General features: G+C 52.6%; 19 protein-coding genes. 15 read left to right on the top strand and 4 right to left on the bottom strand.

The genetic code is table 11. The annotated features are described in order from the left end of the window. Positions 1–577 precede the first annotated feature (577 nt). The 7 genes from ACIPUG_RS11180 to ACIPUG_RS11150 all read left to right on the top strand — a co-directional run bounded on the left by ACIPUG_RS11180 (position 578) and on the right by ACIPUG_RS11150 (position 8,226). Positions 578–2,224, top strand: coding sequence for a multidrug ABC transporter permease/ATP-binding protein (locus tag ACIPUG_RS11180; RefSeq protein WP_400338422.1), 1,647 nt, complete (start codon positions 578–580; stop codon positions 2,222–2,224). Between the two features lie 206 nt (positions 2,225–2,430). After that, entirely contained in the window at positions 2,431–3,480 is a 1,050-nt protein-coding gene (locus tag ACIPUG_RS11175; RefSeq protein WP_400338420.1) for a type II asparaginase, read from the top strand. Positions 3,481–3,762: 282 nt separating this feature from the next. Beyond that, complete coding sequence (gene aroL / locus ACIPUG_RS11170; protein WP_014914494.1) at positions 3,763–4,284, top strand: shikimate kinase AroL; 522 nt, start codon at positions 3,763–3,765, stop codon at positions 4,282–4,284. A 139-nt stretch (positions 4,285–4,423) separates the two neighbouring features. Further along, positions 4,424–4,708, top strand: coding sequence for a pyrimidine/purine nucleoside phosphorylase (gene ppnP / locus ACIPUG_RS11165; protein WP_005975968.1), 285 nt, complete (start codon positions 4,424–4,426; stop codon positions 4,706–4,708). 262 nt (positions 4,709–4,970) lie between these two features. After that, a complete protein-coding gene (locus ACIPUG_RS11160) occupies positions 4,971–6,251 on the top strand; it encodes a nucleoside permease (RefSeq protein WP_400338418.1) in 1,281 nt (426 codons plus the stop codon). After that, positions 6,248–7,249 carry an ADP-ribosylglycohydrolase family protein gene (locus ACIPUG_RS11155; protein ID WP_400338417.1) on the top strand — a complete coding sequence of 334 codons (1,002 nt, stop codon included), beginning with the start codon at positions 6,248–6,250 and terminating at the stop codon, positions 7,247–7,249. Before ACIPUG_RS11160 ends, ACIPUG_RS11155 begins: the two co-directional genes overlap by 4 nt. Next, on the top strand, positions 7,249–8,226 hold the full coding sequence (locus ACIPUG_RS11150; RefSeq protein WP_400338415.1) for a PfkB family carbohydrate kinase: 978 nt from the start codon (positions 7,249–7,251) through the stop codon (positions 8,224–8,226). The genes ACIPUG_RS11155 and ACIPUG_RS11150 overlap by 1 nt, the downstream gene beginning before the upstream one ends. Here ACIPUG_RS11150 and ACIPUG_RS11145 read toward each other — a convergent pair. Continuing rightward, positions 8,200–8,946, bottom strand: coding sequence for a GntR family transcriptional regulator (locus tag ACIPUG_RS11145; protein WP_039275412.1), 747 nt, complete (start codon positions 8,944–8,946; stop codon positions 8,200–8,202). The two genes, ACIPUG_RS11150 and ACIPUG_RS11145, sit on opposite strands and share 27 nt — an antisense overlap. 536 nt (positions 8,947–9,482) lie before the next feature. Between ACIPUG_RS11145 and ACIPUG_RS11140 the strand changes: the two genes are divergently transcribed. Then, complete coding sequence (locus ACIPUG_RS11140; RefSeq protein WP_400338414.1) at positions 9,483–11,273, top strand: methyl-accepting chemotaxis protein; 1,791 nt, start codon at positions 9,483–9,485, stop codon at positions 11,271–11,273. 60 nt (positions 11,274–11,333) lie between these two features. Here ACIPUG_RS11140 and rdgC read toward each other — a convergent pair whose 3' ends face one another. Further along, positions 11,334–12,263, bottom strand: a complete 930-nt coding sequence (gene rdgC / locus ACIPUG_RS11135) for a recombination-associated protein RdgC (protein WP_010281791.1) — start codon at positions 12,261–12,263, stop codon at positions 11,334–11,336. Between the two features lie 287 nt (positions 12,264–12,550). Between rdgC and mak the strand changes: the two genes are divergently transcribed. Beyond that, complete coding sequence (gene mak / locus ACIPUG_RS11130) at positions 12,551–13,462, top strand: fructokinase (protein WP_010281792.1); 912 nt, start codon at positions 12,551–12,553, stop codon at positions 13,460–13,462. An 18-nt stretch (positions 13,463–13,480) separates the two neighbouring features. Here the strand turns inward: mak and ACIPUG_RS11125 are convergent, their stop codons facing one another. Further along, positions 13,481–17,164, bottom strand: coding sequence for an AAA family ATPase (locus tag ACIPUG_RS11125; protein WP_400338413.1), 3,684 nt, complete (start codon positions 17,162–17,164; stop codon positions 13,481–13,483). After that, complete coding sequence (gene sbcD / locus ACIPUG_RS11120; protein ID WP_400338411.1) at positions 17,161–18,387, bottom strand: exonuclease subunit SbcD; 1,227 nt, start codon at positions 18,385–18,387, stop codon at positions 17,161–17,163. Before sbcD ends, ACIPUG_RS11125 begins: the two co-directional genes overlap by 4 nt. 294 nt (positions 18,388–18,681) lie before the next feature. Here sbcD and phoB point away from each other — a divergent pair, with 294 nt between their 5' ends. The 6 genes from phoB (at position 18,682) to proY (ending at position 26,340) form a co-directional block, all read left to right on the top strand. After that, on the top strand, positions 18,682–19,371 hold the full coding sequence (gene phoB / locus ACIPUG_RS11115; RefSeq protein WP_005975981.1) for a phosphate response regulator transcription factor PhoB: 690 nt from the start codon (positions 18,682–18,684) through the stop codon (positions 19,369–19,371). A 27-nt stretch (positions 19,372–19,398) separates the two neighbouring features. Further along, positions 19,399–20,721, top strand: coding sequence for a phosphate regulon sensor histidine kinase PhoR (gene phoR / locus ACIPUG_RS11110; protein ID WP_039275418.1), 1,323 nt, complete (start codon positions 19,399–19,401; stop codon positions 20,719–20,721). Between the two features lie 15 nt (positions 20,722–20,736). Beyond that, positions 20,737–21,675: a PstS family phosphate ABC transporter substrate-binding protein gene (locus ACIPUG_RS11105; RefSeq protein ID WP_039520975.1), complete on the top strand. Its 939-nt coding sequence runs from the start codon at positions 20,737–20,739 to the stop codon at positions 21,673–21,675. 242 nt (positions 21,676–21,917) lie between these two features. After that, on the top strand, positions 21,918–23,024 hold the full coding sequence (locus ACIPUG_RS11100; protein WP_039275420.1) for a cobalamin-independent methionine synthase II family protein: 1,107 nt from the start codon (positions 21,918–21,920) through the stop codon (positions 23,022–23,024). A gap of 478 nt (positions 23,025–23,502) precedes the next feature. Continuing rightward, positions 23,503–24,822, top strand: coding sequence for a branched-chain amino acid transport system II carrier protein (gene brnQ, locus ACIPUG_RS11095; protein WP_014914506.1), 1,320 nt, complete (start codon positions 23,503–23,505; stop codon positions 24,820–24,822). Positions 24,823–24,963: 141 nt separating this feature from the next. Continuing rightward, positions 24,964–26,340 carry a proline-specific permease ProY gene (gene proY / locus ACIPUG_RS11090; RefSeq protein ID WP_010299043.1) on the top strand — a complete coding sequence of 459 codons (1,377 nt, stop codon included), beginning with the start codon at positions 24,964–24,966 and terminating at the stop codon, positions 26,338–26,340. Positions 26,341–26,497 lie beyond the last annotated feature (157 nt).

Raw genomic sequence — 26,497 nt, 5'->3', positions numbered from 1 at the left:
TAGTCGTCAAATATGATTAATAATATTGCTGTGTATCCCTCTGCTATGGGGATTAGGTTATCGGGGTCATATTCACCCAATTCTTGATATTTATAGGTGTGGCTTAACTAAAAATCCAACTTTTTTGAAATGTTTTGAAAATAAAAAATGTGACAATATTCTTACGTATTAAATAACTTAGCGACATTACCCTTCCAGTCTTATCATTACCACACTAATTATCATGTTAAATTACCATCTCTTAGTGCATTTTGTGGCGTGGCAATACGCCTTTTGTCCACATTTGAGCCGGAGGCGATGGGGGATACTCACCGTGAAGATAGTGTCTTTATCTATATTTGTTGTATCAATTTGTGTTTTTGTTAATGCGTGGCGTTAAACGAAACGTGTTGCCAGTAAAGTAATAACGAAGCGTGATAATCAATGACTTTTTCTTATGGTTGGTGCTGGTAATGTCGGGTGTGGGTTTTGAACAGATGGCGTCTGGCGTAACGCTGGATATGAGAATTATTCTTGATATCACGGTCATCCCTATTACACTGCGGGCGATTGTTTTCATCAGAGAGACCAGGTTGTTATGGAGTTGCTCCGCATTGTTTACCAGCAGTACCGTTGGCCATTTCTGGCCGTTATCCTGTTAAGTTTGTTGAGTGCCGCGCTGGGCATTGGGCTTATTGCCTTTATCAACCTGCAATTGATTGAAACGGTCAATCAGTCGTTGAGCGTATTGCCACAATTTCTGGGCTTGCTGCTCCTCCTGATGGGCGTCACGCTGGTGTCGCAATTGGCGCTGACCACGCTGGGGCACCACTTCGTTTATCGTCTGCGTGGGCAATTTATCAAGCGTATTCTGGACACTAACATTGCCCGTATCGAACAGATCGGCAGTGCGCAGCTGCTTGCCAGCCTGTCCAGCGATATCCGCAATATCACGATTGCGTTTGTGCGTCTGCCGGAGCTGATTCAGGGCATTGTGCTTACCATCGGTTCGGCCGCTTATCTGGCCTGGCTTTCCCCGAAAATGCTGGTGGTGACGTCCGTGTGGATTGCGATAACGCTCTGGGGCGGCTTTATGCTGGTTTCCCGCGTGTATAGCCATCTCACTAAGGTGCGAGAAGCGGAAGATCGTCTTCAGAAAGACTATGAAACCGTGATTAACGGGCGTAAAGAGCTGACGCTCAACCGTGAACGGGCACAGAAGCTGTATGAAGATATTTATCAGGCCAATGCGCAGGATTACCGACAGAACGTGATTCGCGCCGACACCTTTCACCTCAGTGCGGTGAACTGGTCGAACATTATGATGCTGGGCGTGATTGGCGCAGTCTTTTTCATGGCCAACAATCTCGGCTGGGCGGATACCAACGTGGCGGCGACGTACTCACTGACGCTGCTGTTTTTACGCACGCCAATGCTACAGGCCGTTGGCGCACTGCCGACGCTGTTGAGCGCACAAGTCGCGTTTAATAAGTTGAAACGTTTCGATTTGGCAGATTATCAGGAACCGTTCTCCGCTGCGGTTGCCCCTGCAGACTGGCACACGCTGGAACTGCGTAACGTGGTGTTTCGCTATGATGATTCCGGCTTTGAAGTCGGGCCGATCAATCTGGTGATAAAACGTGGCGAACTGGTGTTTCTGATTGGCGGGAACGGGAGTGGAAAATCGACGTTGGCGATGCTGCTGACGGGGCTCTATACCCCAGTTTCCGGCTCGCTGCTGCTGGATAACCGCCCCGTTACGGCGGAAACGCGCGAGGATTACCAAAAGCTATTTTCTGCCATCTTTACGGATTTCCACCTGTTCGGACAGATGATGGGGCCGCACGGAACGGAGCCGGATACGGCGCTGGTCGATAGCTGGCTGGATCGCCTGAACATGCGGCATAAGCTGACGCTGGAGAAGCATCAGGTGATGAACTTACAGCTTTCTCAAGGGCAGCGTAAGCGCGTGGCGCTGCTGCTGGCCGTCGCTGAACAGCGTGACATCCTCCTGCTGGATGAATGGGCAGCCGATCAGGATCCTCAATTCCGCCGCGTGTTCTATCTTGAGCTGTTACCGCAGTTGCGTGCATTGGGGAAAACGATTGTGGCGATCAGCCATGACGATCACTACTTTGAACATGCCGATCGCCTGCTGGAAATGCATCAGGGAACGCTGTCAGAGCTGACGGGCGACGCGCGTGAACAGGCCTCGCAGGATGCCGTGGCGCAGATTAGTCGGTAACGTTAATCAGCGCGGCGGAATGCCGCGCTGTGAGGCATCACACATCGTTAATGTGAAGTCTGACAGGCATATATTAATTCGTTGAATTCTGGGGCAGAATAAGCGCCAATGTTGGCAGGCTGCTAACAGAATGGACGTTTTTTACTTACAGATCAGGCACCTGACGTATCTGGTCTGCCACTTAACTCAATAAGTTGGTATATGTTATGAAAAGGATGTTTAACGCATTATTCGTTGTTGTTTTTGTTTGTTTTTCGTCTCTGGCAAATGCCGCAGAAAACCTACCTAATATTGTTATTCTGGCAACGGGCGGTACGATTGCCGGTTCCGCTGCGGCCAATACGCAAACCACGGGGTATAAAGCGGGTGCGCTGGGCGTAGAGACGCTGATTCAAGCGGTGCCAGAGCTGAAAACGCTTGCCAATATTTCAGGCGAGCAGGTTGCCAGCATCGGCAGTGAAAATATGACCAGCGATGTTCTGCTGAAGCTAAGCAAGCGCGTGAACGAGCTGCTGGCACGCAGCGATGTTGATGGCGTGGTGATTACGCACGGTACGGATACACTCGACGAATCGCCTTACTTCCTGAACCTGACGGTGAAGAGTGACAAACCAGTGGTCTTTGCCGCCGCGATGCGTCCGGCAACGGCAATCAGTGCTGACGGCCCGATGAACCTGTACGGTGCGGTAAAAGTGGCAGCGGATAAAAACTCTCGCGGTCGCGGCGTGCTCGTCGTGCTGAACGACCGCATTGGTTCTGCTCGTTTCATCAGCAAAACCAACGCCTCTACGCTGGACACCTTTAAAGCGCCAGAGGAAGGCTATCTGGGCGTGATTATCGGTGACAAAGTTTACTACCAGACGCGTCTGGATAAAGTGCACACCACGCGTTCCGTATTTGACGTGACCAACGTCGATAAACTGCCAGCCGTTGACATTATTTATGGCTATCAGGACGATCCAGAATACATGTATGACGCGGCCATCAAACACGGCGTAAAAGGCATTGTGTATGCGGGTATGGGCGCAGGTAGCGTATCTAAACGCGGCGATGCAGGTATCCGTAAAGCGGAAAGCAAAGGCGTTGTTGTTGTACGCTCCAGCCGTACCGGCAGCGGCATCGTACCACCGGATGCGGGTCAGCCGGGTCTGGTTGCTGATTCTCTGAGCCCAGCTAAATCACGCATTCTGCTGATGCTGGCGCTGACGAAAACGACGAATCCTGCGGTGATTCAGGATTATTTCCACGCGTATTAATCGGCCGATCGATTTTTAGCGTGATAGCCCCGTCTTTAAACGCGGGGCTTTTTATTTCCTGTCATTCGATTTTGACTTTTAGTTATTCAACTTTTCGTTTCCACTGAGAAGTCACTTCCCTCTCTGTTGATTTTATCGGTATGATTCAACCCACGACAAAGCAGGTAATCACCCCTATTTATCTTTGATACCCGAAATAATTCGAGTGGCGGGACGGCCTACGCGCGTCCAGCTTGAAGTATGGCGGAGCGGGTGAATTAAAGAAGAAGGATACGTCATTATATGACACACCCCATTTTTATGGTTGGTGCCAGAGGCTGTGGGAAGACCACCGTTGGGCATCAACTGGCGCAGGCGTTAGGATATGACTTTGTCGATACCGACCTGTTTATGCAGCAGACCACCAATATGACGGTGGCTGATGTGGTTGCGCAGGAAGGCTGGCATGGGTTCCGCCAACGTGAAAGTCTGGCACTTCAGCAGGTGACGTCCAACCGCTGTATCGTCGCGACAGGCGGCGGTATGGTGCTGGCGGAAGCCAATCGGCGCTTTATGCATGATAAAGGCACCGTCATTTACCTCCACGCGGATGCCGAACTGCTGGCCCAGCGGCTGGAAGAAAATCCGCAGGATAACCAGCGCCCGACGTTGACCGGTCGTCCTATCGCCGAGGAAATGGCGGATGTACTGGCCGCGCGCGAGGCGCTGTATCGCGGTGTTGCGCACCACGTCATCGATGCCTCACAAACGCCAGAAGCGATTGTGGCAAGCGTGTTGAAGGCACTGCGTCCGTCTGCAGCATAGGAAGGTGGACCGGGCACTGGCAAAATAATCACCAGTCAGTGTTACCGAACACCAACTTTCAATGAATAGATCGTGACAGTGGCTCGACTCTCCTTTTAAGATGAATTTCCTGAATTTTTTCGATGATAGGTGCCGCGCTATGCTGAATGTAAATGAGTATTTTGCAGGGAAGGTCAAATCAATCGGTTTTGAAGGCGACAGCATTGGCCGCGCCAGTGTCGGCGTCATGGATGCGGGTGAATACACCTTTGGAACTGGGCAGCCGGAAGAAATGACGGTGATCACCGGAGCATTGAAAGTACTGCTGCCAGGCGCACCGGATTGGCAGGTTTTCACACCGGGAGAAACGTTTTTCGTTCCGGGAAAAAGTGAGTTCAACTTACAGGTGGTCGAGCCGACCTCTTATCTGTGTAAGTATCTGTAATTTCTATTCTCTCTCTGTAGAGTAGATCATTCTCGCCGCGTTATGTACGACATAACGCGGCGTTTTCTTATGCGAGTCCTGCCTCATTCCCCTTGTTACCCCCAACGCGGTTAGCACCTTTCTCTGCCATTCTTCCCCTGATGGTAATAAATAATGCTGCAAAAATGTTAAGTAGCTCAAGTAATGAACGCAAAGGTATTTAAAAGGTATTATTAATTGGTATTTTAAAGGTGTACCTTACTCAGTCATGAAGGATGTAAATATGAAAACTACAGCAAAGCTGTCGTTCATGATGTTCGTTGAATGGTTTATCTGGGGAGCCTGGTTTGTTCCACTCTGGCTTTATCTGAGCAAAAGCGGATTTACGGCGGGTGAAATCGGCTGGTCGTATGCCTGTACTGCGATTGCCGCGATCTTGTCGCCGATTCTGGTGGGCTCGCTCACCGATCGCTTCTTTGCCGCGCAAAAGGTGCTGGCAGTACTGATGTTCGCCGGGGCGATACTGATGTACCTGGCGGCGCAGCAAACGGAATTTATGTATTTCTTCCCGCTGCTGTTGGCCTATTCGTTGACCTACATGCCGACTATCGCACTGACTAACAGTATCGCTTTCTCGCATGTGGCCGATGTGGAGCGTGATTTTCCTCGCATCCGGGTATTGGGAACCATTGGCTGGATCGCTTCCGGGATCGTCTGCGGCTTTCTGCCGACATGGCTCGGATTTAACGATATTTCGCCCACCAACATTCCGCTGCTGATTACGGCTGCCAGCTCCGCGTTGCTCGGCTTCTTTGCGTTTTTCCTGCCCAATACGCCACCAAAAAGTACTGGCAAGATGGATGTTAAAGTCATGCTGGGGCTGGACGCGATTGTGTTGCTGAAAGACAAAAACTTTCTGGTGTTTTTTGTCTGCTCCTTCTTATTCGCGATGCCGCTGGCGTTTTATTACATTTTTGCCACGGGCTTCCTCACCGAAGTCGGCATGAAAAATGCCACTGGCTGGATGACGCTGGGCCAGTTCTCTGAAATTTTCTTTATGCTGGCGCTGCCGTTTTTCACCAAGCGTTTTGGTATTAAAAAGGTATTATTGCTGGGGCTAATTACGGCAGCGATCCGCTATGTCTTCTTCGTCTACGGCGACGCTTACCACTACTTCACGTATGCACTGCTGTTCCTCGGCATTCTGCTGCACGGCGTGAGTTACGATTTTTACTATGTGACCGCCTATATCTACGTTGATAAAAAAGCGCCGGTGCATATGCGTACGGCCGCGCAGGGGCTGATTACGCTCTGCTGTCAGGGGGTCGGCAGCCTGTTGGGATATCGTCTGGGGGGCGTGATGATGGAGAAACTTTTCGCCCACGGTGAACCGGTGAACGGCCTGACCTTTAACTGGACCGGCATGTGGCTGTTTGGTGCAGTGATGATCGCGATTATTGCGCTGATCTTTATCCTGTTTTTCCGTGAATCGGATAAGACGATCTCGACCATTGATGTAGACGGTGCAAAAAACCAGCATTTCAGTACAGAGGAAAGCAAATGAAACAAGAACGTATTCTCGGTGCCTTATACGGCCAGGCTTTAGGGGATGCGATGGGTATGCCATCGGAACTGTGGCCGCGAACGCGCGTGAAAGCGCATTTTGGCTGGATTGATCGCTTTTTACCCGGTCCGGCGGAAAACAATGCGGCGTGCTATTTTGGCCGTGGTGAGTTTACGGATGATACCTCGATGGCGCTGAGTCTGGCCGACGCCATCATTGAATGTGAAGGTGAAATCAATGCTGATGCGATTGGCCGGCACATCCTGAAGTGGGCGGAATCGTTCGATGCCTTTAATAAGAATGTACTCGGCCCGACCTCTAAAATTGCGCTGAAGGCGATTCGACAGGGCACACCGGTCAGTGAGCTGGAAAATAATGGCGTCACGAACGGCGCGGCGATGCGGGCGTCTCCGTTAGGCTGCCTGCTGCCTGCACACGATCTTGATGAATTCATCGATCAGGTGGCGCTGGCATCCAGTCCGACGCATAAATCCGATTTGGCAATTGCGGGAGCGGTTGTCGTTGCCTGGGCTATTTCCCGGGCGATCGACGGTGCCAGCTGGCAGGAGATTGTCGATGCGTTGCCGTCGGTGGCACGCCACGCGCAGGAAAAGCGTATCACGACGTTTAGCGCCTCCCTTGCCGCGCGTCTGGAGCTGGCGCTGAGTATCGTGCGCCGTGCAAACGGGACGGAAAGCGCCAGCGAGCAGCTTTATCAGCTGATTGGTGCGGGAACGAACACCATTGAATCCGTTGCTACCGCCATCGCGATGGTGGAACTGGCACAGACCGATCCAAATCGCTGTGCGATTCTGTGTGCCAACCTCGGAGGGGATACCGACACGATCGGGGCGATGGCGACCGCAATATGCGGTGCGCTGCACGGGGTCACGGTGATTGATGCCACGTTGAAGCAGGAGTTGGATGACATTAACCAGCTTGATTTTTGCCGCTATGCCAGCCTGCTCCAGCAATACCGCTCAGCACGGGAGGCGTGATGAAGGCCCGCGAACTTGCCGCAAAACTGGATGGGCTAACGACACGTCAGCCGCTGACCATCATCGGGGCGGCGGTGATTGACGTGATTGCCGATGCTTACGCCCTGCCGTATCGCGGGTGTGATATCGAACTGAAGCAGCAAAGCGTGAATATTGGCGGCTGTGCCTTGAACATTGCCATCGCGCTTAAACGCCTTGGGATAGCCGCACAAAACGCTTTGCCCGTCGGGCAGGGCGTGTGGGCGGATATCATTCGTCATAGTCTGGAAAAGCAGAATATCACCACGGTGGTACAAACCGATTCGGGAGACAACGGCTGGTGTCTGGCGCTGGTTGAACCGGACGGCGAACGGACTTTTATGTCCTTTAGCGGCGTCGAGAACCAGTGGAGCGACAGCTGGCTGGCGTCCTTATCCGTCGCATCGGGGAGTTTGGTCTACCTTTCTGGCTATCAACTGGCGGCACCGTGCGGTGAACGTCTGGTGAGCTGGCTGGAAAATTTGCATAACGTCACGCCATTCATCGATTTTGGCCCACGTATTGCTGATATACCGGCAAGCCTGATGGCTCGCATTATGGCGCTTCACCCTGTAGTTTCCCTTAATCGTCAGGAAGCGGACGTGGCGTCGGACCTGCTCGGCGTGTCGGCTGATGTACAAACGCTGGGGCGAGCCTGGCGGGCGGCGTACCGAGCACCGGTGATTATTCGTCAGGACAAAGCGGGGGCGTGGTATTTCGATGCCGCTTCTGAGGGCATCGTTGCCCCGTTCCCCGCAACGGTGGTGGATACTATCGGGGCGGGGGACAGCCACGCGGGCGGGACGCTGGCCGGCCTGGCCGCAGGGTGGTCGCTGGCCGATGCCGTCACGCTGGGGAACGCCGTTGCGGCATATGTCGTGAGCCACCGCGGTGGAGACTGTGCGCCTACGCTGGCTGAACTGCGTGCGCGGCTACTCCTCGCAGACGAAAACGTATAGATCGCTGCGGCAATAGCTGATGCTGTACTCAATGGGCCGGTTCTGTGGGTCGAGTGCAATTTGCTTGATGACCAGAACCGGTACTTTATTATCAAGCTGGATGTGTGACTGAAACTCGGCATCGGGCATACGGGCGCTGACGCGGCTGCGTGTACGCTGCGGATTGATATTCTGGCTACGAAAATAGTCATAAAGCGAGACGCCAATATCGTCAGCGTCAGCGATCAAATCAACAGGAACATACGATTCTTCAATCGAAACGGCGTCCTCATCCACATAGCGAATACGTTTCAACAGAAAAACAGGGGTGTCTGGCACAATAGCCAACTGCTCGGCCACTTCCTTGCTGCTTTTTACGATCTGTTTGTTCACCCACAGCGTATTGGGCTTTTTGCCCCGCAGCACGACCTGCTGTGAAAATCCGCGCGCCTCTTTCAACGAATATTCAAAAATATTATTGATTTGCGTACCGTAGCCGCGTACGCGGGTCACCACGCCTTCTTCTTCCAACGTCTGCATCGCTTTGCGCACGGTAATGCGCGACACGCCAGCCAACTGGCTCAGGTCACGTTCTCCCGGCAGAATATTGCCATGTTCCAATGTGCCGCTGCGTACTGCATTTTTTACCGTTTCGGCAAACTTTAGGTAGAGTGGGGTATTGTCTGTTGCCGCAAAGCGCTGCGTAAGCTGTTCTATTAATCGAGTATGCGCGTGTTCCATTTTTCTCTGATCCTGATCGGCCTGCGTAGACGCCATAATACCACTGGTCTTATTACCTCTATACTGAAAATGGCAACCGCGTGTTACCATATAAAATAAAATATATTTAGTGATTTTTAGCATGTTGCTCTGTAATGAAAATGTCATCCATTCTTTGTAACGCTAATCATTAATTCCATATATGAGTTATTTTATTTAATGATTTTTATTAATTAACAGGGTAAAAGAATGTCACGATTATTAGGAATAATCCCTGAGTTGTTAAAATGCAACACATTACGGCATGTGATAATAATTTTACATTATGCGGTTAAGTAAGTTTTTTATTTTATTTATTTTCTTTAATTTGGGGTTTTATGTTGAGTTACCGATTGGAAATCCATTTGATGTCTTCTTTTTTATAAGAGTGTGGTTAAACGTAGTAACTATTTTTCTGAGTTTTAAGACAAATAGCGATTGTTGAATGTGATCGCATTCAAGTTTTATTTTTCTCTGCCGTTATGGATAGTATAACTATTCTACGCAAAGAGTATTTTATGCTGAAAACGACCCGCTCCCGCATCCTTGCGGCCTGTTCGACCATTGTTGTGCTTTCACTTGTTATCAATACCTTTCTTAATTACACCATCGCCAATAACGCGAATAAGGAATCGATCCAGAATACGCTGAATGCGGTAGCCACTAGCCATAGTATTGCTATTAGCGACTGGGTTGCTTCTAAAACGCTGATGATTTCTGCGTTGCACGATCGTGTCATCACCGATGAGGATCCGATTCCGCTGTTTAAACAGATTGCGGCATCCGGCGGACTCCTGAATGTGTACATGGGTTATGCCAATGGCACGGCCAAGTTTGCCGATTCTGGCGGTATCCCCCCCGATTACAACCCTACTGTCCGACCCTGGTATCAGCAGGCGGTGAAAGAGGGCAAACCGCTGGTCACTGCCCCTTACGTTGATGCGGTGACGAATACGCTGGTGGTTTCTTTCGTTGCTTCCGTGGTGGAAGGCGGAACGGTCAGAGGCGTTGTCGGTAGCGACGTCACGATGAAAAGCGTGATTGAAAACGTCAAAGCGATTAACCCAGCCAAAGATAGCTTCGGTGTTCTCATCGAACGTAGCGGTCTGATCATTGCTCACCCGGATGAAAAACTGACGCTGAAAAATATCACCGACATTGCCCCTGAGATTGATCTGAACGACATTCTTTCAGCCGATAGCGCCCGCGATGTTGACTTTTCTGGCGTGACAAAGCTCGTGGTGGCAAAACCGATTGCGGGCACGAACTGGTTCATGCTGGTGGCGTTGGATAAAGCTGAAGCGACAGCGGGCATGAATTCTCTGCTGTCTACCTCTGTTATTACGCTAGTTGTTATCGCGCTGCTGGGCACGCTGGTGATTGGTTTCATCATTGCGTCTGCGCTCAAGCGTCTGCTGCAAATTCGCGACGCAATGGATGATATCAGCAACGGTAATAACGATCTGACGCAACGTCTGCCGGACGAAGGGCATGATGAAGTGGCGCAAATTGCCCGCTCGTTTAATATCTTTGTCGACAAGATCAGTCAGGTCATGATGCAGATTCGCGATATCAGCGCATCGCTTCAGGTGGCGGCGGATGAAATCTCGGCGGGGAACAACGATCTCTCTGCGCGTACTGAATCTGCGGCATCAAGCATTCAGCAAACCGCAGCCTCGCTGGAAGAAATTTCTGCGGCGGTCACGCAGTCGGCAGGTTCTGCGCAGCAGGTTAACGCGAAAGCGCTGCTGCTGTCGAAAGATGCCGGTACGGGCGGAAAAGTGGTCTCCGATGTGATTGTCACGATGGAAGAGATCGTGGTCGCGTCTGGCAAAATCGGCGATATCATCGGCGTGATCGATGGCATTGCATTCCAGACTAACATTCTGGCGCTTAACGCTGCGGTAGAAGCGGCGCGTGCGGGTGAACAGGGCCGTGGTTTCGCCGTGGTTGCCGGTGAAGTTCGCAGCCTGGCACAGCGCAGTGCGCAGGCCGCAAAAGAAATTAAAGAGCTGATTGAATCGACGGTCTCCAGCGTGACGTCTGGCTCTGTGCAGGTTCGTCAGGCCAGCGACACGATGAATGAAATTGTCGGCGGCGTCTCCACGGTGAGTTCGGTGATGTCTGAAATTACGCATGCGGCTGATGAGCAAATGCGTGGCATCAACGAGATCAACAAAGCGGTCGCGCAGTTGGATTCGATGGTGCAGCAAAACGCCGCGCTGGTGCAGGAATCTGCTGCTGCGTCGGGGGCGTTGCAGACACAGGCTGAAGAACTGAACGCCGTTGTCGGGGCATTCCGGGTCTAACGGGTTCAGGCATTAAAGAGGTATTGCCCGCCGAACATTGGCGGGCAATCACCGACAGCATTAACGTTGGGCTTCTCCGCCCAGCGCTTCAATCAGATTCGCAATCAATGCCGCCAGCTCGCTGGTCATCAAAATAAAATCGGCATCAAACCGCTGAGCAAAATCTTCCCGATCGATATCGTCGTTTTGTTCCCGCAGCGTATCGGAAAACTTCAAGCGTTTTACCGAACCGTCTTCGGACAAGACCAACTGAATCCGTTCCTGCCAGTCCAGCGCCAGCTTGGTGACCAGTTTGCCTGCTTCAATGTGTACGGCGATTTCATCGCAGACCAAATCCTGTTTTTTACAGCGGATAACGCCGCCGTCTTCCAGAATGGCTTTCAGCTCTGCTTCATCCTGTAGCGCGAAACCTGCCGCCGGCTCACCGGAGCGAACCCACTCGGTCAACGTCAGCTCGATAGGGTTTTCCATCGTCAGCGGCACAACGGGCAGCGAGCCCAGCGTTTTACGCAGCAGCGCCAGCGTATCTTCCGCTTTTTTGGCGCTGGCGGCATCGACCATAATCAGGCCGTTAACCGTATCGATCCACAGCCAAACCTGGCTGAAACGGCTGAATGCACGCGGCAGCAGGCTATGCAGCACTTCATCTTTCAGCGAGTCTTTTTCGGTTTTTTTCAGCTTGCGGTGCTGCTCCGCTTCCAGACGCTCAATTTTGGCCTGAAGGGTTTGCTTGATGACCGGGGAAGGCAGGATTTTTTCTTCTTTGCGGGTGCAGATAACGATTTGCCCATTAACGACGTGCGTTAAGGCATCGCTATGGGATCCCATTGGCGATACCCAACCCGTTTTCATCATATCCTGACTGCCGCATGGGGTGAAGGCGAAAGCGCTGAGCCGTTTTTCCAGTTCGTCCGCAGACAAAACGTTATCTTTGGACAGCACGCTGTCCCGGCTTAGGCGGTAAATCATTAAGTTCTTAAACCACAACATGGTGTTATCCCTGACTGGGCGCGCAGGTTTGCACGCGGGTTTGTAATGTTGCGCGCATGATAACGAATTCGAAGCGGTTATGTGGAATAAAATACCGGGATTCAGAGGAATACCTATCACGCTTTGAATGGCAGCTGATTGGTTTCTCTGGTTATACCCGTCATACTTCAAGCTGCATGTGCGTTGGCTGCACGACTCGAATTATTTAGGGTACTTATCCATATAAGAACGTTTTCAGGTCGGTGGCGAATTGCCTCGGGCCTATTTACAACACGCGGGGAGACATCATGAGAATCGGTATCGATCTAGGCGGGACGAAAACGGAAGTCATTGCGCTGGATGATGAAGGGCAGGAACGTTTTCGGCAGCGTATGCCGACGCCAAGAAATGACTACCCGGAAACGCTGCGGACTATCGTCACGCTGGTGGAAATGGCTGAAAAAGCGACCGGCTCTCGCGGCAGCGTCGGCGTGGGGATCCCCGGTACGCTGTCGCCGTTTACCGGTAAGGTAAAAAATGCCAACTCCACCTGGCTCAACGGTCAGGCGCTGGATCTCGATCTCGCCACGTTGCTGAATCGGCCCGTGCGGGTTGCCAATGACGCAAACTGTTTCGCGGTTTCAGAAGCGGTTGACGGTGCCGGGGCTGGGAAGCAGACCGTTTTCGCCGTCATCATCGGAACCGGCTGCGGGTCGGGTATTGCGCTGAATGGTCAGGCGCACGTCGGCGGCAACGGTATTGCGGGCGAGTGGGGACATAATCCGCTGCCCTGGATGGATGACGATGAGCTGCGCTATCGGCAGACGGTTCCCTGCTACTGCGGTAAGTCTGGCTGTATTGAAACGTTTATCTCCGGCACCGGATTTGCCGTGGATTACCAGCGCCTGAGCGGCCAGCCGCACAAGGGTGAGGCAGTTATTTCCTTAGCGGAGCAGGGCGATCCCATTGCAGAACTGGCGTTACAGCGCTATGAACATCGTCTGGCAAAATCGCTGGCGCACGTGATTAACCTGCTCGACCCTGATGTCGTGGTGCTGGGGGGCGGAATGAGCAACGTTGCTCGCCTCTATCAGACCGTGCCGGAAAAAATTAAACCGTGGATCTTCGGCGGTGAGTGCGAAACGCCCGTGCTTCAGGCCATACACGGCGACTCCAGCGGGGTACGCGGAGCCGCCTGGCTCTGGCCGAAGACGAAGTAATTGCAGATCGAATGATGGCTACACGGCGTACTGCGGCGCCAGTCGGCTAACGCCCAGCCCGTTAATTTTCTGCACTTTGATCTGTACCGGAATACGCTCTTTCATGGCTTCGACATGGCTAATGACGCCGATGGTTTTACCGGAGGCGTTCAGGTTATCAAGGGCATCCAGCGCGATATCCAGCGTCTCGGCATCCAGCGTGCCGAAGCCTTCATCCAGAAACAGAGAGTCGATGCTGGCTTTGTGGCTGACCAAATCGGATAGCGCCAGCGCCAGCGACAAACTCACTAAGAAGCTCTCGCCGCCGGACAGCGTACGCGTATCACGCTCGGCGTCCGCTTGCCAGGTATCCATCACCAGCAGCTCCAGATCGTCACCGGGTTTTCGTTTCAACATATAGCGTCCGTGCAGGCGAGAAAGCTGGAGATTGGCGAGATAAACCAGATGATCCAACGTTAGCCCCTGAGCAAACTTACGGAATTTATGCCCGCTTTGTGAACCAATGAGCGTATTAAGACAGCTCCAATCGTCATACATTTGCTGACTTTGGGCGATCTCATTCAGTAAATCCTGCTGATTCTGGCGCTGTTGTTTATCGTCAGCCAACTGACGCTGGAACTCGCCTTGCTGCCGCAGGTTGGTTTTCAGCGTTTCATCCAGCGCTGCCAACTGCTGCTGTATCGCTTCTTGTGTGGTGTCTTCCGTCAGGGAAGCGGGGCGCTTTTGTTGATGGGCGAGCAACTCCCGTTCAGCCTGCTGGTGAAGTGCCGCCGCCTGCTGCAAACGCTGATACAGTTCTTCCTTCCATGCCTGCAACGTCTGGCGTTCCTGCTCATCAAGCAGCGCATTGAGGAACGTGGTTTCATCGGCGAAAGTGCTTTGCTGCAACGCCTGAGTAAAGCGTTCGGTCGCACTCTCATGCTGGCGTGTGCTCTGTTCATACTGCTGTTGCGTGCTAGCCAGCTCTCCCGTCAGACGGCTCAACGTTGTTTCGGTTTGCTGACGAGCTGACAGGGCTAGTCTGAGTGCATCGTCGTACTGCTGGCTGGTTCGCTGTAGCTGTTCGCGCACGGTAGCGATCTGCCTGTCCCCAAACAACGCCAGCCGCTCTTGTTGGCTCGCGCTGAGTAACGCGAGGTGCTGTTCCAGGTGCTGTTGCTGCGTTTGGAACAGCTGTTTTGCCTCGGCCACGCTGCGATTCAGATGCTGAAGATCGCTTTCCAGCGTGGCTAATAGAGGAACTAAGCGAGATTGCTCCTGCTCTTTGGTTTTCCAGTCTTGCCACTCGTTCTCACGCTGAGCCAGCCAGTCATTCTGGGCATCGGCCGCTGGCAGAGGAAGGTTTAAGGTTGCCAGCGTCTGCGTGATTTCCTGCGTATGCTGCGTGATCTGCTGATGCACGTTTTGCAGCGATTGATCGATTTCTTGCTGCGTAATGCTTAGCGAGGATTGCTGCTGGGTATTCAGCGCGATTTTCTGGTCGAGTTCCCGCTGCAATGCCTCTGCGGCAGTCAGTAAATCCTTACTTTCCTGCCACTGTTTTTGCAATTGCTCGCGTGCGGTAATCTGCTGTCGAATAGCCTGTTCTTCAACTTCATTTTGCGCAAGCCAGGCCGCGATCTCATCTGGCTGTTCCAACGTGTAGTTAACTTGTAAGCGCTCACTGACATCTTGCCACTGTTGCTGCAGGACGTGATGTTCGCTATCGATCTGAGCGATCTCCTGCTGCAACAATTCCCGCTGTTGCGCTAGCGAGGCCAACTGTGCGGTCGTATTCGCCAGCGCTGTCGTTAACTGGTTCACGTCCTGCTGTAGCGCCGTCAGGCGCTGCTGGGTTTCAGACGGTTGCAGCGCCTGATAGCGTTCGATAGCGGGATGCTCGGTTGAACCACATAGCGGGCACGCTTCTCCAGCCTGTAGCCGCTGACGTTCGGCTTCCAGCTTAACGATACGCTCTTCCTGCCGATACACCGTTTCCAGATCGACCAGATGCTGGCTGCGCTGCTCATGCTCGGATTGCTGCTGTTTCTTTAAGATTTCTGACTGGCTGATATGCCCTTGTACCTCATCCTGTTTGGCGAGGTACTGTTGCTTGCGAACATGCAGACGCTGGAACTGGTCGCTGATTGTCGCGAGCCGTTGGCGTTCAGCGCGCTGGTCAATGCGTTGATTAAACTGCTGTTGCAGGACGGAAAGCGGCTGGTGCGCTTCCTGCTGTTGCCGTGTCTCATCGTGTTGCATGAACTGCTGACGGGCTGCATCAACGACCGCTTGTTGTTCACGCTGCTGTGCCGCCAGAGTCAGAGTCTCTTGCTGTAGCACTGCCGATTGTGCGGTGTGCTGCACCTGTTTTTGCTTCAGCTTCTCTTGCTCGTCCTGAAGTTGGCGCAATTGTCGAAACTGGGTGCGCCACAGAGGAAGTTGTTCTCCCCACTGCTGATGATGCGCGTGTTGCTGGCGGTAAGACTGGATCTGTTCAAGCTGCTGTTTAGCCTGCTGCTGTTCCGCTGCCGTCTGGGTTTGTTTGCTTTCATCGGCGTGCAGACGAGCCTGCGTTTTTGTCAGTTCGTCCTGTTGCTGCGCTTTTTGCTGCTCCAGCGTGGCAATGCGATGGTCAAGTGGCACAACCTGTTCGTTGATCACCTGCTCTTGCTGCTGCCGTACACGTTTGTGCTCACTCACATCCCGCTCTGCTTTTTCTTCCTGCTGGCGTAGCGCGGTTAACGTCACCTGTTTGGCGGCCTGCTTCCCGGTCAGTTGCTCAATATGCTGTGCCAGCGTGAGAGATTCCTGTCGGTAGCGCTCTCGTTCCTGATGTAGCGGCCTCAGTTTTTCTGCCGGTTCGCTGTGAGTTAACCTGTCGAGCTGCGGTTTAGCCTGCTGAATGGCGGATTCGGCGCTTGCATGTTGCGCCTGCGTATTGGTTTTCTGCGTGTGCTGCTGCGTGAGTTGCTCAAACCAGCGCAGCGTAGTCAGCGCTTGCTCACGTTCGATGTTGCCCCGTTGCTCTTGCTGGATCAACTCGGCAAGCTGTTCTTCCACCTGCTGACGCTGGTCGTCGGTTAAAAGCTGAATGCCTGATGCACGTGCCTGTAACGTGCTCAGTGCGACGTTTGCCTGCTTGTGCTTGTCATAGACGCGTTCGGAAATCAGGCCGTAAATGTCCGTGCCGGTCAGCTCTTCCAGCAGTTCTGCTCGGTCGTCTGCTTTGGCATTGAGGAAGGCGGCGAACTGGCCTTGTGACAGCATCATGGATCGCGTGAAGCGGCCAAAATCCAGCCCGGTGAGCTGCGTGATCATCTCTTTCTTATCATTGAGCTTTTCACACAGAATCTTGCCGTCTTCAATGAGCGCGAGTTCGGCCTTGGGAGACTGCAAGTTACCGTCTGGGGCGTTTCTTGCCCGACGCTGGCTCCAGAAGGCGCGATATCCGACGCCTTTAACTTCAAACTCGACTTCGGCAAGGCACTCAGCGGTGTTACGCGTCATCAGGTCATTCTGGCTGGCGGAAAGCAGGCCAAGCCGTGGCGTTTCGTGGTACAGCGCCAGACAGATCGCATCCAGCAGCGTGGTTTTCCCCGCGCCGGTCGGGCCGGTAATGGCAAATAAGCCGTTGCTGGAAAATGGCTCCTGCGTGAAATCGATCTTCCATTCGCCTTTCAACGCATTAAGGTTTTTTAAGCGTAGACTGAGAATCTTCATTTGGCCGTCTCGCTATTGTCCAGTTCATCAATAACCTGACTAAACAGCGTGCGAACCCGCTGTTGGCGGCTGTCTTCCATGTCTGTCTCCGTTACCAGGCGACGTTCAAAAACGTCATGTACGCTCAGTTCGTTCAGCGTTTCCTTGTCCTGTCGGGTAATCGCCTGTAGGCGCTGTTCACGCGTGCGACGCAGCAGCAGTATCTCCACGGGCAGGTTCTCGGTCATCGCCTGAATGCGTTTTTGCATGTCGCTCAGATAATCCTGCGTGTTGATTTCAATATCCAACCACACAGGCTTATCGCCCTGATAGTTCTTGAAGGTGGCCAACTGTTGTTCAATGTCGCTCAGGCTACCTTTAATCAGCTGCATCGGCTGAGTCATGGGAATCGGCAGGATGTCTATTTTCGGTGGCACATCGGGTACAAAGCTCACCAGACAGACGGATTTCTCGCTGTTTAGCTCATCAAAACTCAACGGGATGGGCGAACCGCTGTAGCGAATGTGCTCGCTTTGGGTCACGCGCTGCGGGCGGTGAATATGGCCGAGCGCGATATAATCCGCAGGCGGAAAAGCCTGAGCAGGGAAGGCATCGAGCGTACCAATATAGATATCGCGTACGGATTCTGAGGCGGTTGCGCCAATCGTCGTCAGGTGCCCGGTTGCGATAATCGGCAGCGGCAGGCCAAGTTCGTCGCGTTTTTGACAAGCCAATTGGTAACACTGCTGGTAGTGCGCGGTGATCGCTTCCTGTAGCGCCAGCTGTTTTTCATCCCCGGATTGCCCGGCTTTGCTGGTCAACACATCACGTGGACGTAAAAACGGAATCGCGCAGAGCAGGGCGCCGGGCTGCCTTTGACGGTTTTCTAGCAGGAGCACCTGTTGGGCCGGATCGTCGCTGGCACAGGCAATCACTTGCGTGTTCAGGCAGGCCAGCAGCTCGCGAGATTCATTTAGCATCGCGACAGAATCGTGGTTACCGCCGAGAACGATGAGCTGGCAGCCTGTGCGCTGTAGCGCGACCACGAAGCTATAATACATTTCCCGCGCATAGCTAGGGGGCGAACCGTTATCAAAAATATCGCCAGCAACGATAATGGCATCGACCTGGTGTTGTTCCACCTGAACAATAAGCCAGTTCAGAAAAGCCTGATGCTCAGCAGCGCGGCTTTTGGTATAAAAATATTGTCCTAAATGCCAATCGGCGGTGTGGATAATGCGCATCGTGTTCTCTCGATATTCATACCGCGTGGCGGTGGATGACGTTGTCATTATTTATTATGTGAAAGGGTGTGTCGTCGCCCTGGTGCTTTGTCATCGTAATGCCATGATTATATATAGCAGGGATGGCGGCTGTCGCGGTGCAATCAGACGTTTGGAAAGCGGCTCGAAAAATCGGATGTACGCGCTGTAACAATCGTGCAGAGCGGTCCGTGCGTTTTTCATAAATCTGTCATAAAACTGACGCATAATGCCTCCGCCTGCTAACAGCGACGATGATTAACGACAGGATTAACAATGGCAAAACGCATATTAGTCGTGGAAGATGAAGCACCAATTCGTGAAATGGTCTGCTTTGTACTGGAACAAAATGGTTATCAACCTGTTGAAGCTGAAGACTATGACAGCGCGGTAACGCAACTGTCGGAGCCATTCCCGGAACTGGTGTTATTGGACTGGATGCTGCCAGGCGGGTCGGGCCTGCAATTCATCAAGCATATGAAACGCGAGGCGCTGACGCGTGATATTCCGGTTATGATGTTAACCGCGCGCGGCGAAGAAGAAGACCGCGTGCGCGGGCTTGAAGTGGGTGCGGATGATTACATTACCAAACCGTTTTCACCCAAAGAGTTGGTGGCACGTATCAAAGCCGTTATGCGCCGCATTTCACCGATGGCGGTGGAAGAAGTGATTGAAATGCGTGGTCTGAGCCTTGATCCTTCCTCACATCGTGTGACGACCGAAGAGCACGCGTTGGACATGGGGCCGACGGAATTTAAACTGCTGCATTTCTTTATGACGCATCCTGAACGTGTTTATAGCCGGGAACAGTTGCTGAATCACGTTTGGGGCACTAACGTTTATGTTGAGGATCGTACTGTCGACGTCCATATTCGTCGCCTGCGTAAAGCGCTGGAAACCAGCGGACATGACAAAATGGTGCAAACCGTTCGGGGAACGGGCTACCGTTTTTCAACGCGTTACTGAGGTGATCGTAACCGGAGACACATTAACGTGCTAGAACGTTTATCCTGGAAAAGGCTGGCATTGGAGCTAGCTTTTTTTTGTTTGCCCGCTTTACTGCTGGGGCTGATTTTTGGCTATCTGCCCTGGTTTCTGCTGGTCGCCGTATTAGGCTTGCTGTGCTGGAACTTTTATAACCAGCTAAAACTCTCTTATTGGCTGTGGGTTGACCGCAGCATGACGCCGCCGCCCGGCCGCTGGAGCTGGGAACCGCTGTTTTACGGGCTCTATCAGATGCAGTTGCGTAATCGACGCCGACGCCGTGAGCTAGCGCTCCTGATCAAGCGCTTTCGCAGCGGTGCCGAATCCTTGCCCGATGCGGTGGTGATCACCACCGAAGAAGGAACGATCTTCTGGTGTAATCATCTGGCGCAGCACCTGTTGAATTTCCGCTGGCCGGAGGATAACGGTCAGAATATCCTCAACTTATTGCGCTATCCCGAATTCACGAATTACATGAAAGGACAGGATTTTAGCCGTCCTCTCACGCTGCAGTTGAATAATTCCCACCATGTTGAATTCCGCGTGATGCCCTATTCTGAAGGCCAGCTATTGATGGTGGCGCGTGATATTACGCAAATGCACCAGCTTGAAGGTGCCAGACGTAACTTTTTTGCCAACGTGAGCCATGAACTGCGTACGCCGCTGACGGTGTTGCAGGGTTATCTGGAAATGATGCAGGAAGAAACGCTGGATGCGGCGCTACGCGGAAAAGCGCTGAATACCATGCAGGAACAGACCCGACGCATGGATGGGCTGGTTAAACAGCTGCTGACCCTGTCCCGTATTGAGGCGGCAACGGCAATCGATCTGAATGAAAAGGTCGATATTCCGTTGATGCTGCGCGTATTGCAGCGTGAAGCGCAGACGCTGAGTCAGGGGCGTCATGAGATCGTCTTTCGTGTGAACGAAAGCCTCCGCGTGTTTGGTAATGAAGAACAACTGCGCAGTGCGGTATCCAATCTGGTGTATAACGCGGTCAACCATACGCCAGCGGGAACGCGTATCGAAGTTTGTTGGCAGAAGATCCCACAGGGCGCGCAATTTCAGGTCAGCGATAACGGGCCGGGCATTGCGGCCGAGCACTTGCCGCGCCTGACGGAACGCTTTTATCGGGTGGATAAGGCGCGCTCACGACAAACGGGCGGCAGCGGGCTGGGGCTGGCGATTGTGAAGCATGCGCTCAGCCATCATGATTCTCGTCTGGAGATCATGAGTGAGGATGGTCTGGGCTCACGTTTTGTCTTTACGTTGCCGAATCGGTTGATTGTCCCTGCCTCTCTGGCTGAAAATACGGTGAAACCTTCAGCCTGACGGAAGACGCTATCTATGACATCCGCCACTCGTATTGCGGGCGCTTTTTTATTGCTGTTCAGCGCGTTGTGCTCCGCACAGCCTCGTCAGATGCTGGCGGGTAACCTCTCCAGTGCGGGGTCGGATACGCTGGCTAACCTGATGGCCTTTTGGGCGGCGGATTTCAGCCAGCATTACCCGAACGTGAATTTACAGATTCAGGCCGCCGGTTCGTCCTCTGCGCCGACGTCTCTGGCATCCGGTGCCGCGCAGCTTGGGCCGATGAGCAGGGCGATGAAGGCCAGCGAAATTGAGGCGTTCGTCCAGCACTATGGCTATCCGCCGCTGGCGGTGCCGGTGGCAATGGATGCGCTGGTTGTGCTGGTCAATCAGGATAACCCGCTACCTGGGCTGAATTTGTCGCAACTGGACGCCATCTTTTCAATTACGCAGCGCTGCGGTAACCACCAGCCGATAAAACAGTGGGGTGATGTCGGCCTACACGGCAGTTGGGAAAAGCGCACGCTACTGCGCTATGGACGAAACTCTGCGTCGGGAACCTATGGGTTCTTTAAGCAAAAGGCGCTATGCCGTGGCGATTTCCTTCCTCAGGTTAATGAGTTACCGGGATCAGCGTCTGTCGTACAAGCGGTTGCGGCGTCAACCGATGCCATCGGCTATGCCAGCGTGGGTTTTCGTACCAGCGGCGTGAGGATGCTGCCGTTAGCCGCACAAGGCACCGACTACATCTACCCCTCGACTGAAAATATCCGTAGTGGTTTATACCCTTACACCCGCTATCTCTATATCTATGTAAACAAAGCGCCCAGCCAACCGCTGGAAGCGCTGACGGCGGCATTTTTAGATCGTGTGCTGTCCGAAACGGGGCAAGCGCTGGTGAATCAGGATGGTTATTTACCGCTGCCGGAAGAAACGCGTCGTCAGGCGCGCCAGCAGATTGGCCTGCCGCAATAATTCCTCTTTCCACTACGAATTTGTGATGTTTTCACGTCACATGAACTTTCTTCATGTGACGTGAAAATTCTTCCATTGCCCTGTGATTCGTCACGTGACAGGATAGTTTTAAATATAGACGTCCAGATGGCTAAATAAGATTAAATGTAACTATCCCTCTGGGCAAATATTTCATATTGAAACTATCTGTCAGTACGCTTCTTTCCCAAAGATTGGTGCTGGCAACATGTCAGGAGCGACATATGGCGAATACCTTATCCCCTTTCCGTGCCGATAGCGTCGGCAGTTTCTTGCGTCCAGCAGCGATTAAGGAAGCACGTCTTCAGCATCAGGCGGGTGAAATTGATGATACCGCGCTGCGTAACATAGAAGATCGTGAGATTCTGCGGGTGGTAGAAAAGCAGCGTGAAGCGGGCCTGCAGGTTGTGACGGATGGTGAACTGCGTCGTGCCTGGTGGCATTTCGACTTCTTTGCCGATTTGAACGGCGTGGAGCGCTACGAAGCCGATCACGGTATTCAATTCAACGGTATTCAGACCAAATCCCATGCGATTCGTGTCGTGGATAAAGTGAGTTTCAATCCCCAGCATCCGATGCTCGATCATTTCCGTTACCTGAACAGCATTTCTGGCGATGCCGTCGCTAAAATGACGATTCCAAGCCCTAGCGTGATGCATTTCCGCGGCGGTCGCAAAGCGATTGATGCGACGGTTTATCCCGATCTGGCGGACTATTTCGACGATTTGGCACAAACCTGGCGCGATGCGATTCACGCATTTTATGACGCAGGCTGTCGCTTCCTGCAACTGGATGACACCGTATGGGCCTACCTGTGCTCTGACGATCAAAAACGCCAGATCCGTGAACGTGGTGAAGATCCGGCACAGCTGGCGCGAACCTACGCTGATGTGCTGAATAAAGCGCTGGCTGATAAGCCTGCGGATCTGGTTATCGGTTTACACGTCTGTCGCGGTAATTTCCGTTCAACCTGGATTTCTGAAGGCGGGTACGAGCCTGTGGCAGAAATTCTGTTTGGCGAAGTGAATGTTGATGCGTTCTTCCTGGAATACGATACCGAGAGAGCCGGTGGATTTGAGCCGCTGCGTTTTGTGAAGCCAGGCCATCAGCAGGTGGTGCTGGGACTGATCACGACGAAGAACGGTGAGCTGGAAGAGGCAGAAGTCGTGCAGGCGCGTATCGCGGAAGCGGCAAAATATGTCGATCTCAGCCAGATTTGCTTAAGCCCGCAGTGTGGCTTTGCTTCAACGGAAGAGGGCAATAGCCTGACGGAAGAGCAGCAGTGGAATAAGCTGAAGCTTGTTGTGGATATCGCCAACCGCGTGTGGTGATACCGATGAGGTAGCGCTATCTCTGCAACAGAGATACAGAGGCTGGATCATACGATCCGGCCTTTTTTGTGCCCGTTATCCGGCTTTCCACTCACGGCATTTTTGTGAAATATGTTTTTTTTATGATCGAACAACGCATTTTATTCCGTTTTTTGTCAGTTTTATTGCAATGAAATATCGATAAATGCGCAAATCATGTGTTATGCAAATCAGGATAAACCAATTTATATTCTTATTTTTTTGCATAGTTAGGCCATATACTCTGGTTTTTGGATCTCTGCTTGTCTTTTTACGCTATAAACGTTTTACTTAGCACCCAATATGGCTGTGCAAAAAATAACTCCTCTATGCTCGCCATCTTTCGCGTTTCCAGAGTGTTGGCGTCAGCTTCGAGCTAGCTCTTTGTGAATGTCTTCTGGCGACGATAAACGGCACCGTTTTCTTTTTATCGATTTGATACAGGCAACACGACATAACTATGAGTCATCGTTTAACTTCCAAAGATATCGTGGCATTAGGTTTTATGACCTTTGCTTTGTTCGTGGGGGCAGGAAATATTATTTTCCCGCCGATGGTGGGATTGCAGGCGGGAGAGCACGTTTGGACCGCAGCGCTCGGCTTTCTGCTAACGGCGGTTGGTCTACCTGTGTTGACCGTGATCGCGCTGGCCCGGGTTGGCGGTGGCGTCGATGCGCTCAGCTCGCCGATTGGTAAAAAGGCCGGTGTTGTTCTGGCTACCGTGTGCTATTTGGCCGTTGGGCCACTGTTCGCCACGCCTCGCACGGCAACCGTCTCGTTTGAAGTCGGTCTTGCTCCTTTGGTCGGCAACGGAGCCTCTCCGCTGCTGATTTATAGCCTGATTTATTTTGCCATTGTGATCGCGATTTCCCTGTATCCGGGCAAACTGCTGGATACGGTCGGCCATGTATTGGCACCGTTAAAGATCATTGCGCTGGCTGTTCTGGGCATTGCTGCGGTGCTGTGGCCTGCCGGTTCGCCTATCCCGGCGACAGAAACGTATGAGCAACTGCCGTTCTCTAATGGTTTCGTCAACGGCTATCTGACGATGGATACGCTGGGCGCGATGGTATTCGGTATCGTGATCGTCAATGCGGCGCGCTCGCGTGGGGTGACCAGCTCCGTGCTACTGACGCGTTACACCATGTGGGCAGGATTAATTGCTGGTATTGGCCTGACATTAGTCTATTTGAGCCTGTTCCAGCTCGGTTCCGTCAGTGGTGAACTGGTGCCGCAGGCGCAGAACGGTGCAGAAATTCTCCACGCCTATGTGCAACATTCGTTCGGTAACATGGGAAGCAGCTTCCTGGCGTTGTTAATTTTCATCGCGTGTCTGGTAACGGCGGTGGGGCTGACCTGTGCCTGTGCGGAATTCTTTGCGCAATACCTGCCGTTGTCTTACCGCACGCTGGTATTTGTGCTGGGAATGTTCTCGATGGTGGTATCTAATCTGGGTTTGAGCCATCTGATTCAACTTTCCATTCCTGTACTGACGGCGATTTATCCACCGTGTATCATTCTGGTTTTATTGAGCTTTACGCTGCGTTGGTGGAATAGCGCTTCACGTATTGTGGCCCCCGTCATGTTAGTCAGTCTGTTATTTGGCATGATTGATGGTATAAAATCGTCGGCCTTCAAATCGCTGTTGCCAGAGTGGAGCCTCAACCTGCCGCTGAGCGAGCAAGGGTTGGCCTGGCTGCCTCCGTCACTGCTGATCTTACTGGTTGCGGTAATTTACGACAGACTTTGTGGCCGTCAGGAAGTGACGGTACATCAATAATATCGTTAATGCCTGATAGCGCTGGGGCGGTAGAGATAGCGTACTGCTCCAGCACAAGGTTGGGTTTATGCACCACAGGTCTTTGCCTGTGGTTTTTCTTTTTGTAATGTTTTTCTTTATATAAGACAGGGTTGCTTATCAATGGAACAACCATCCTCCAAGCTCAAGCGTGGGTTAAGCACGCGGCATATCCGCTTTATCGCCCTTGGCTCGGCGATCGGAACCGGTCTGTTTTATGGTTCCGCGAGTGCGATCCAAATGGCTGGCCCCAGTGTGTTACTGGCTTATCTGATCGGCGGGGTCGTCGCGTATATCATCATGCGCGCACTGGGCGAAATGTCGGTGCACAACCCGCAGTCCAGCTCGTTTTCCCGCTATGCGCAGGATTATCTCGGACCATTAGCGGGGTATATCACTGGCTGGACCTACTGTTTTGAAATGCTGATTGTCGCCATTGCCGATGTGACCGCGTTTGGCATCTACATGGGCGTCTGGTTCCCTGCCGTACCGCACTGGGTGTGGGTTCTGAGTGTAGTGCTCATCATTGGTGCCATTAACCTGATGAATGTGAAAGCCTTTGGTGAACTGGAGTTTTGGCTCTCTTTCTTCAAAGTCGCCACCATTATCATCATGATCGCAGCCGGGATCGGCATCATCATCTGGGGTATTGGCAACGGGGGGGAACCGACGGGGATCCACAACCTCTGGAGCAATGGCGGGTTCTTCAGTAACGGCGTGATGGGGATGATTCTGTCGCTGCAACTAGTGATGTTTGCGTATGGCGGCGTTGAGATTATCGGGATTACGGCCGGTGAAGCCAAAGACCCGCAGAAGTCTATCCCTCGCGCGATTAACTCTGTGCCATGGCGTATTCTGGTGTTCTATGTCGGTACGCTGTTCGTCATTATGTCGATTTACCCATGGAATCAGGTAGGCACCAACGGAAGCCCGTTCGTGCTGACGTTCCAGCATATGGGTATTACGGCGGCGGCAGGTATCCTGAATTTTGTTGTGATTACCGCGTCGCTGTCGGCGATTAACAGTGATGTTTTCGGCGTTGGCCGTATGCTGCACGGGATGGCAGAGCAGGGGCATGCACCGAAGGTGTTTAGCCGTATTTCCAAACGAGGTATCCCGTGGGTCACGGTTGTTGTGATGATGATGGCGCTGCTGGTGGCGGTGTACCTGAATTACATTATGCCCGGTAAAGTTTTCCTGGTGATTGCTTCACTGGCCACCTTTGCAACGGTCTGGGTGTGGATCATGATTCTGTTTTCTCAGATCGCCTTCCGCCGTCGTCTGAGCCCGGATGAAGTGAAGGCGCTGGCGTTCCCACTGCGCGGCGGCATCGTGACCTCCGTGTTCGGTATTGTCTTCCTGTTCTTCATCATTGGTTTGATTGGCTACTTCCCGGACACGCGCGTGTCGCTGTATGTCGGTATCATCTGGATATTGCTGCTTTTAGTGGGCTATGTCTGGAAGAAGAAGCGTCAGAACGCGGTAGCGGCACAGAATTAAGTTAGTCGCTTGCTATCAGAAGAAGCGAGGTTGCTGACAAAGTCCGCAGAGCGGGAGTAACGGATAGATCGTAAAGACGCTGTGAATACGTCCATTGTATCTTGAACTAGGTAGTGGGTGATGGTTAGCTACCATCACCTGAAACAGGGTGAATCTG

The sequence above is a fragment of the Pectobacterium sp. CHL-2024 genome (genome assembly GCF_044751765.1).
Classification (GTDB): Bacteria; Pseudomonadota; Gammaproteobacteria; order Enterobacterales; family Enterobacteriaceae; genus Pectobacterium; species Pectobacterium brasiliense.
This window is presented reverse-complemented; position numbering and strand designations above follow the sequence as displayed.

Coding starts and splice junctions, on each gene's coding strand:
- ACIPUG_RS11180 (WP_400338422.1), top strand. CDS start 578: ATGGAGTTGCTCCGCATTGTTTACCAGCAGTACCGTTGGCCATTTCTG.
- ACIPUG_RS11175 (WP_400338420.1), top strand. CDS start 2,431: ATGAAAAGGATGTTTAACGCATTATTCGTTGTTGTTTTTGTTTGTTTT.
- aroL (WP_014914494.1), top strand. CDS start 3,763: ATGACACACCCCATTTTTATGGTTGGTGCCAGAGGCTGTGGGAAGACC.
- ppnP (WP_005975968.1), top strand. CDS start 4,424: ATGCTGAATGTAAATGAGTATTTTGCAGGGAAGGTCAAATCAATCGGT.
- ACIPUG_RS11160 (WP_400338418.1), top strand. CDS start 4,971: ATGAAAACTACAGCAAAGCTGTCGTTCATGATGTTCGTTGAATGGTTT.
- ACIPUG_RS11155 (WP_400338417.1), top strand. CDS start 6,248: ATGAAACAAGAACGTATTCTCGGTGCCTTATACGGCCAGGCTTTAGGG.
- ACIPUG_RS11150 (WP_400338415.1), top strand. CDS start 7,249: ATGAAGGCCCGCGAACTTGCCGCAAAACTGGATGGGCTAACGACACGT.
- ACIPUG_RS11145 (WP_039275412.1), bottom strand. CDS start 8,946: ATGGAACACGCGCATACTCGATTAATAGAACAGCTTACGCAGCGCTTT.
- ACIPUG_RS11140 (WP_400338414.1), top strand. CDS start 9,483: ATGCTGAAAACGACCCGCTCCCGCATCCTTGCGGCCTGTTCGACCATT.
- rdgC (WP_010281791.1), bottom strand. CDS start 12,263: ATGTTGTGGTTTAAGAACTTAATGATTTACCGCCTAAGCCGGGACAGC.
- mak (WP_010281792.1), top strand. CDS start 12,551: ATGAGAATCGGTATCGATCTAGGCGGGACGAAAACGGAAGTCATTGCG.
- ACIPUG_RS11125 (WP_400338413.1), bottom strand. CDS start 17,164: ATGAAGATTCTCAGTCTACGCTTAAAAAACCTTAATGCGTTGAAAGGC.
- sbcD (WP_400338411.1), bottom strand. CDS start 18,387: ATGCGCATTATCCACACCGCCGATTGGCATTTAGGACAATATTTTTAT.
- phoB (WP_005975981.1), top strand. CDS start 18,682: ATGGCAAAACGCATATTAGTCGTGGAAGATGAAGCACCAATTCGTGAA.
- ACIPUG_RS11105 (WP_039520975.1), top strand. CDS start 20,737: ATGACATCCGCCACTCGTATTGCGGGCGCTTTTTTATTGCTGTTCAGC.
- ACIPUG_RS11100 (WP_039275420.1), top strand. CDS start 21,918: ATGGCGAATACCTTATCCCCTTTCCGTGCCGATAGCGTCGGCAGTTTC.
- brnQ (WP_014914506.1), top strand. CDS start 23,503: ATGAGTCATCGTTTAACTTCCAAAGATATCGTGGCATTAGGTTTTATG.
- proY (WP_010299043.1), top strand. CDS start 24,964: ATGGAACAACCATCCTCCAAGCTCAAGCGTGGGTTAAGCACGCGGCAT.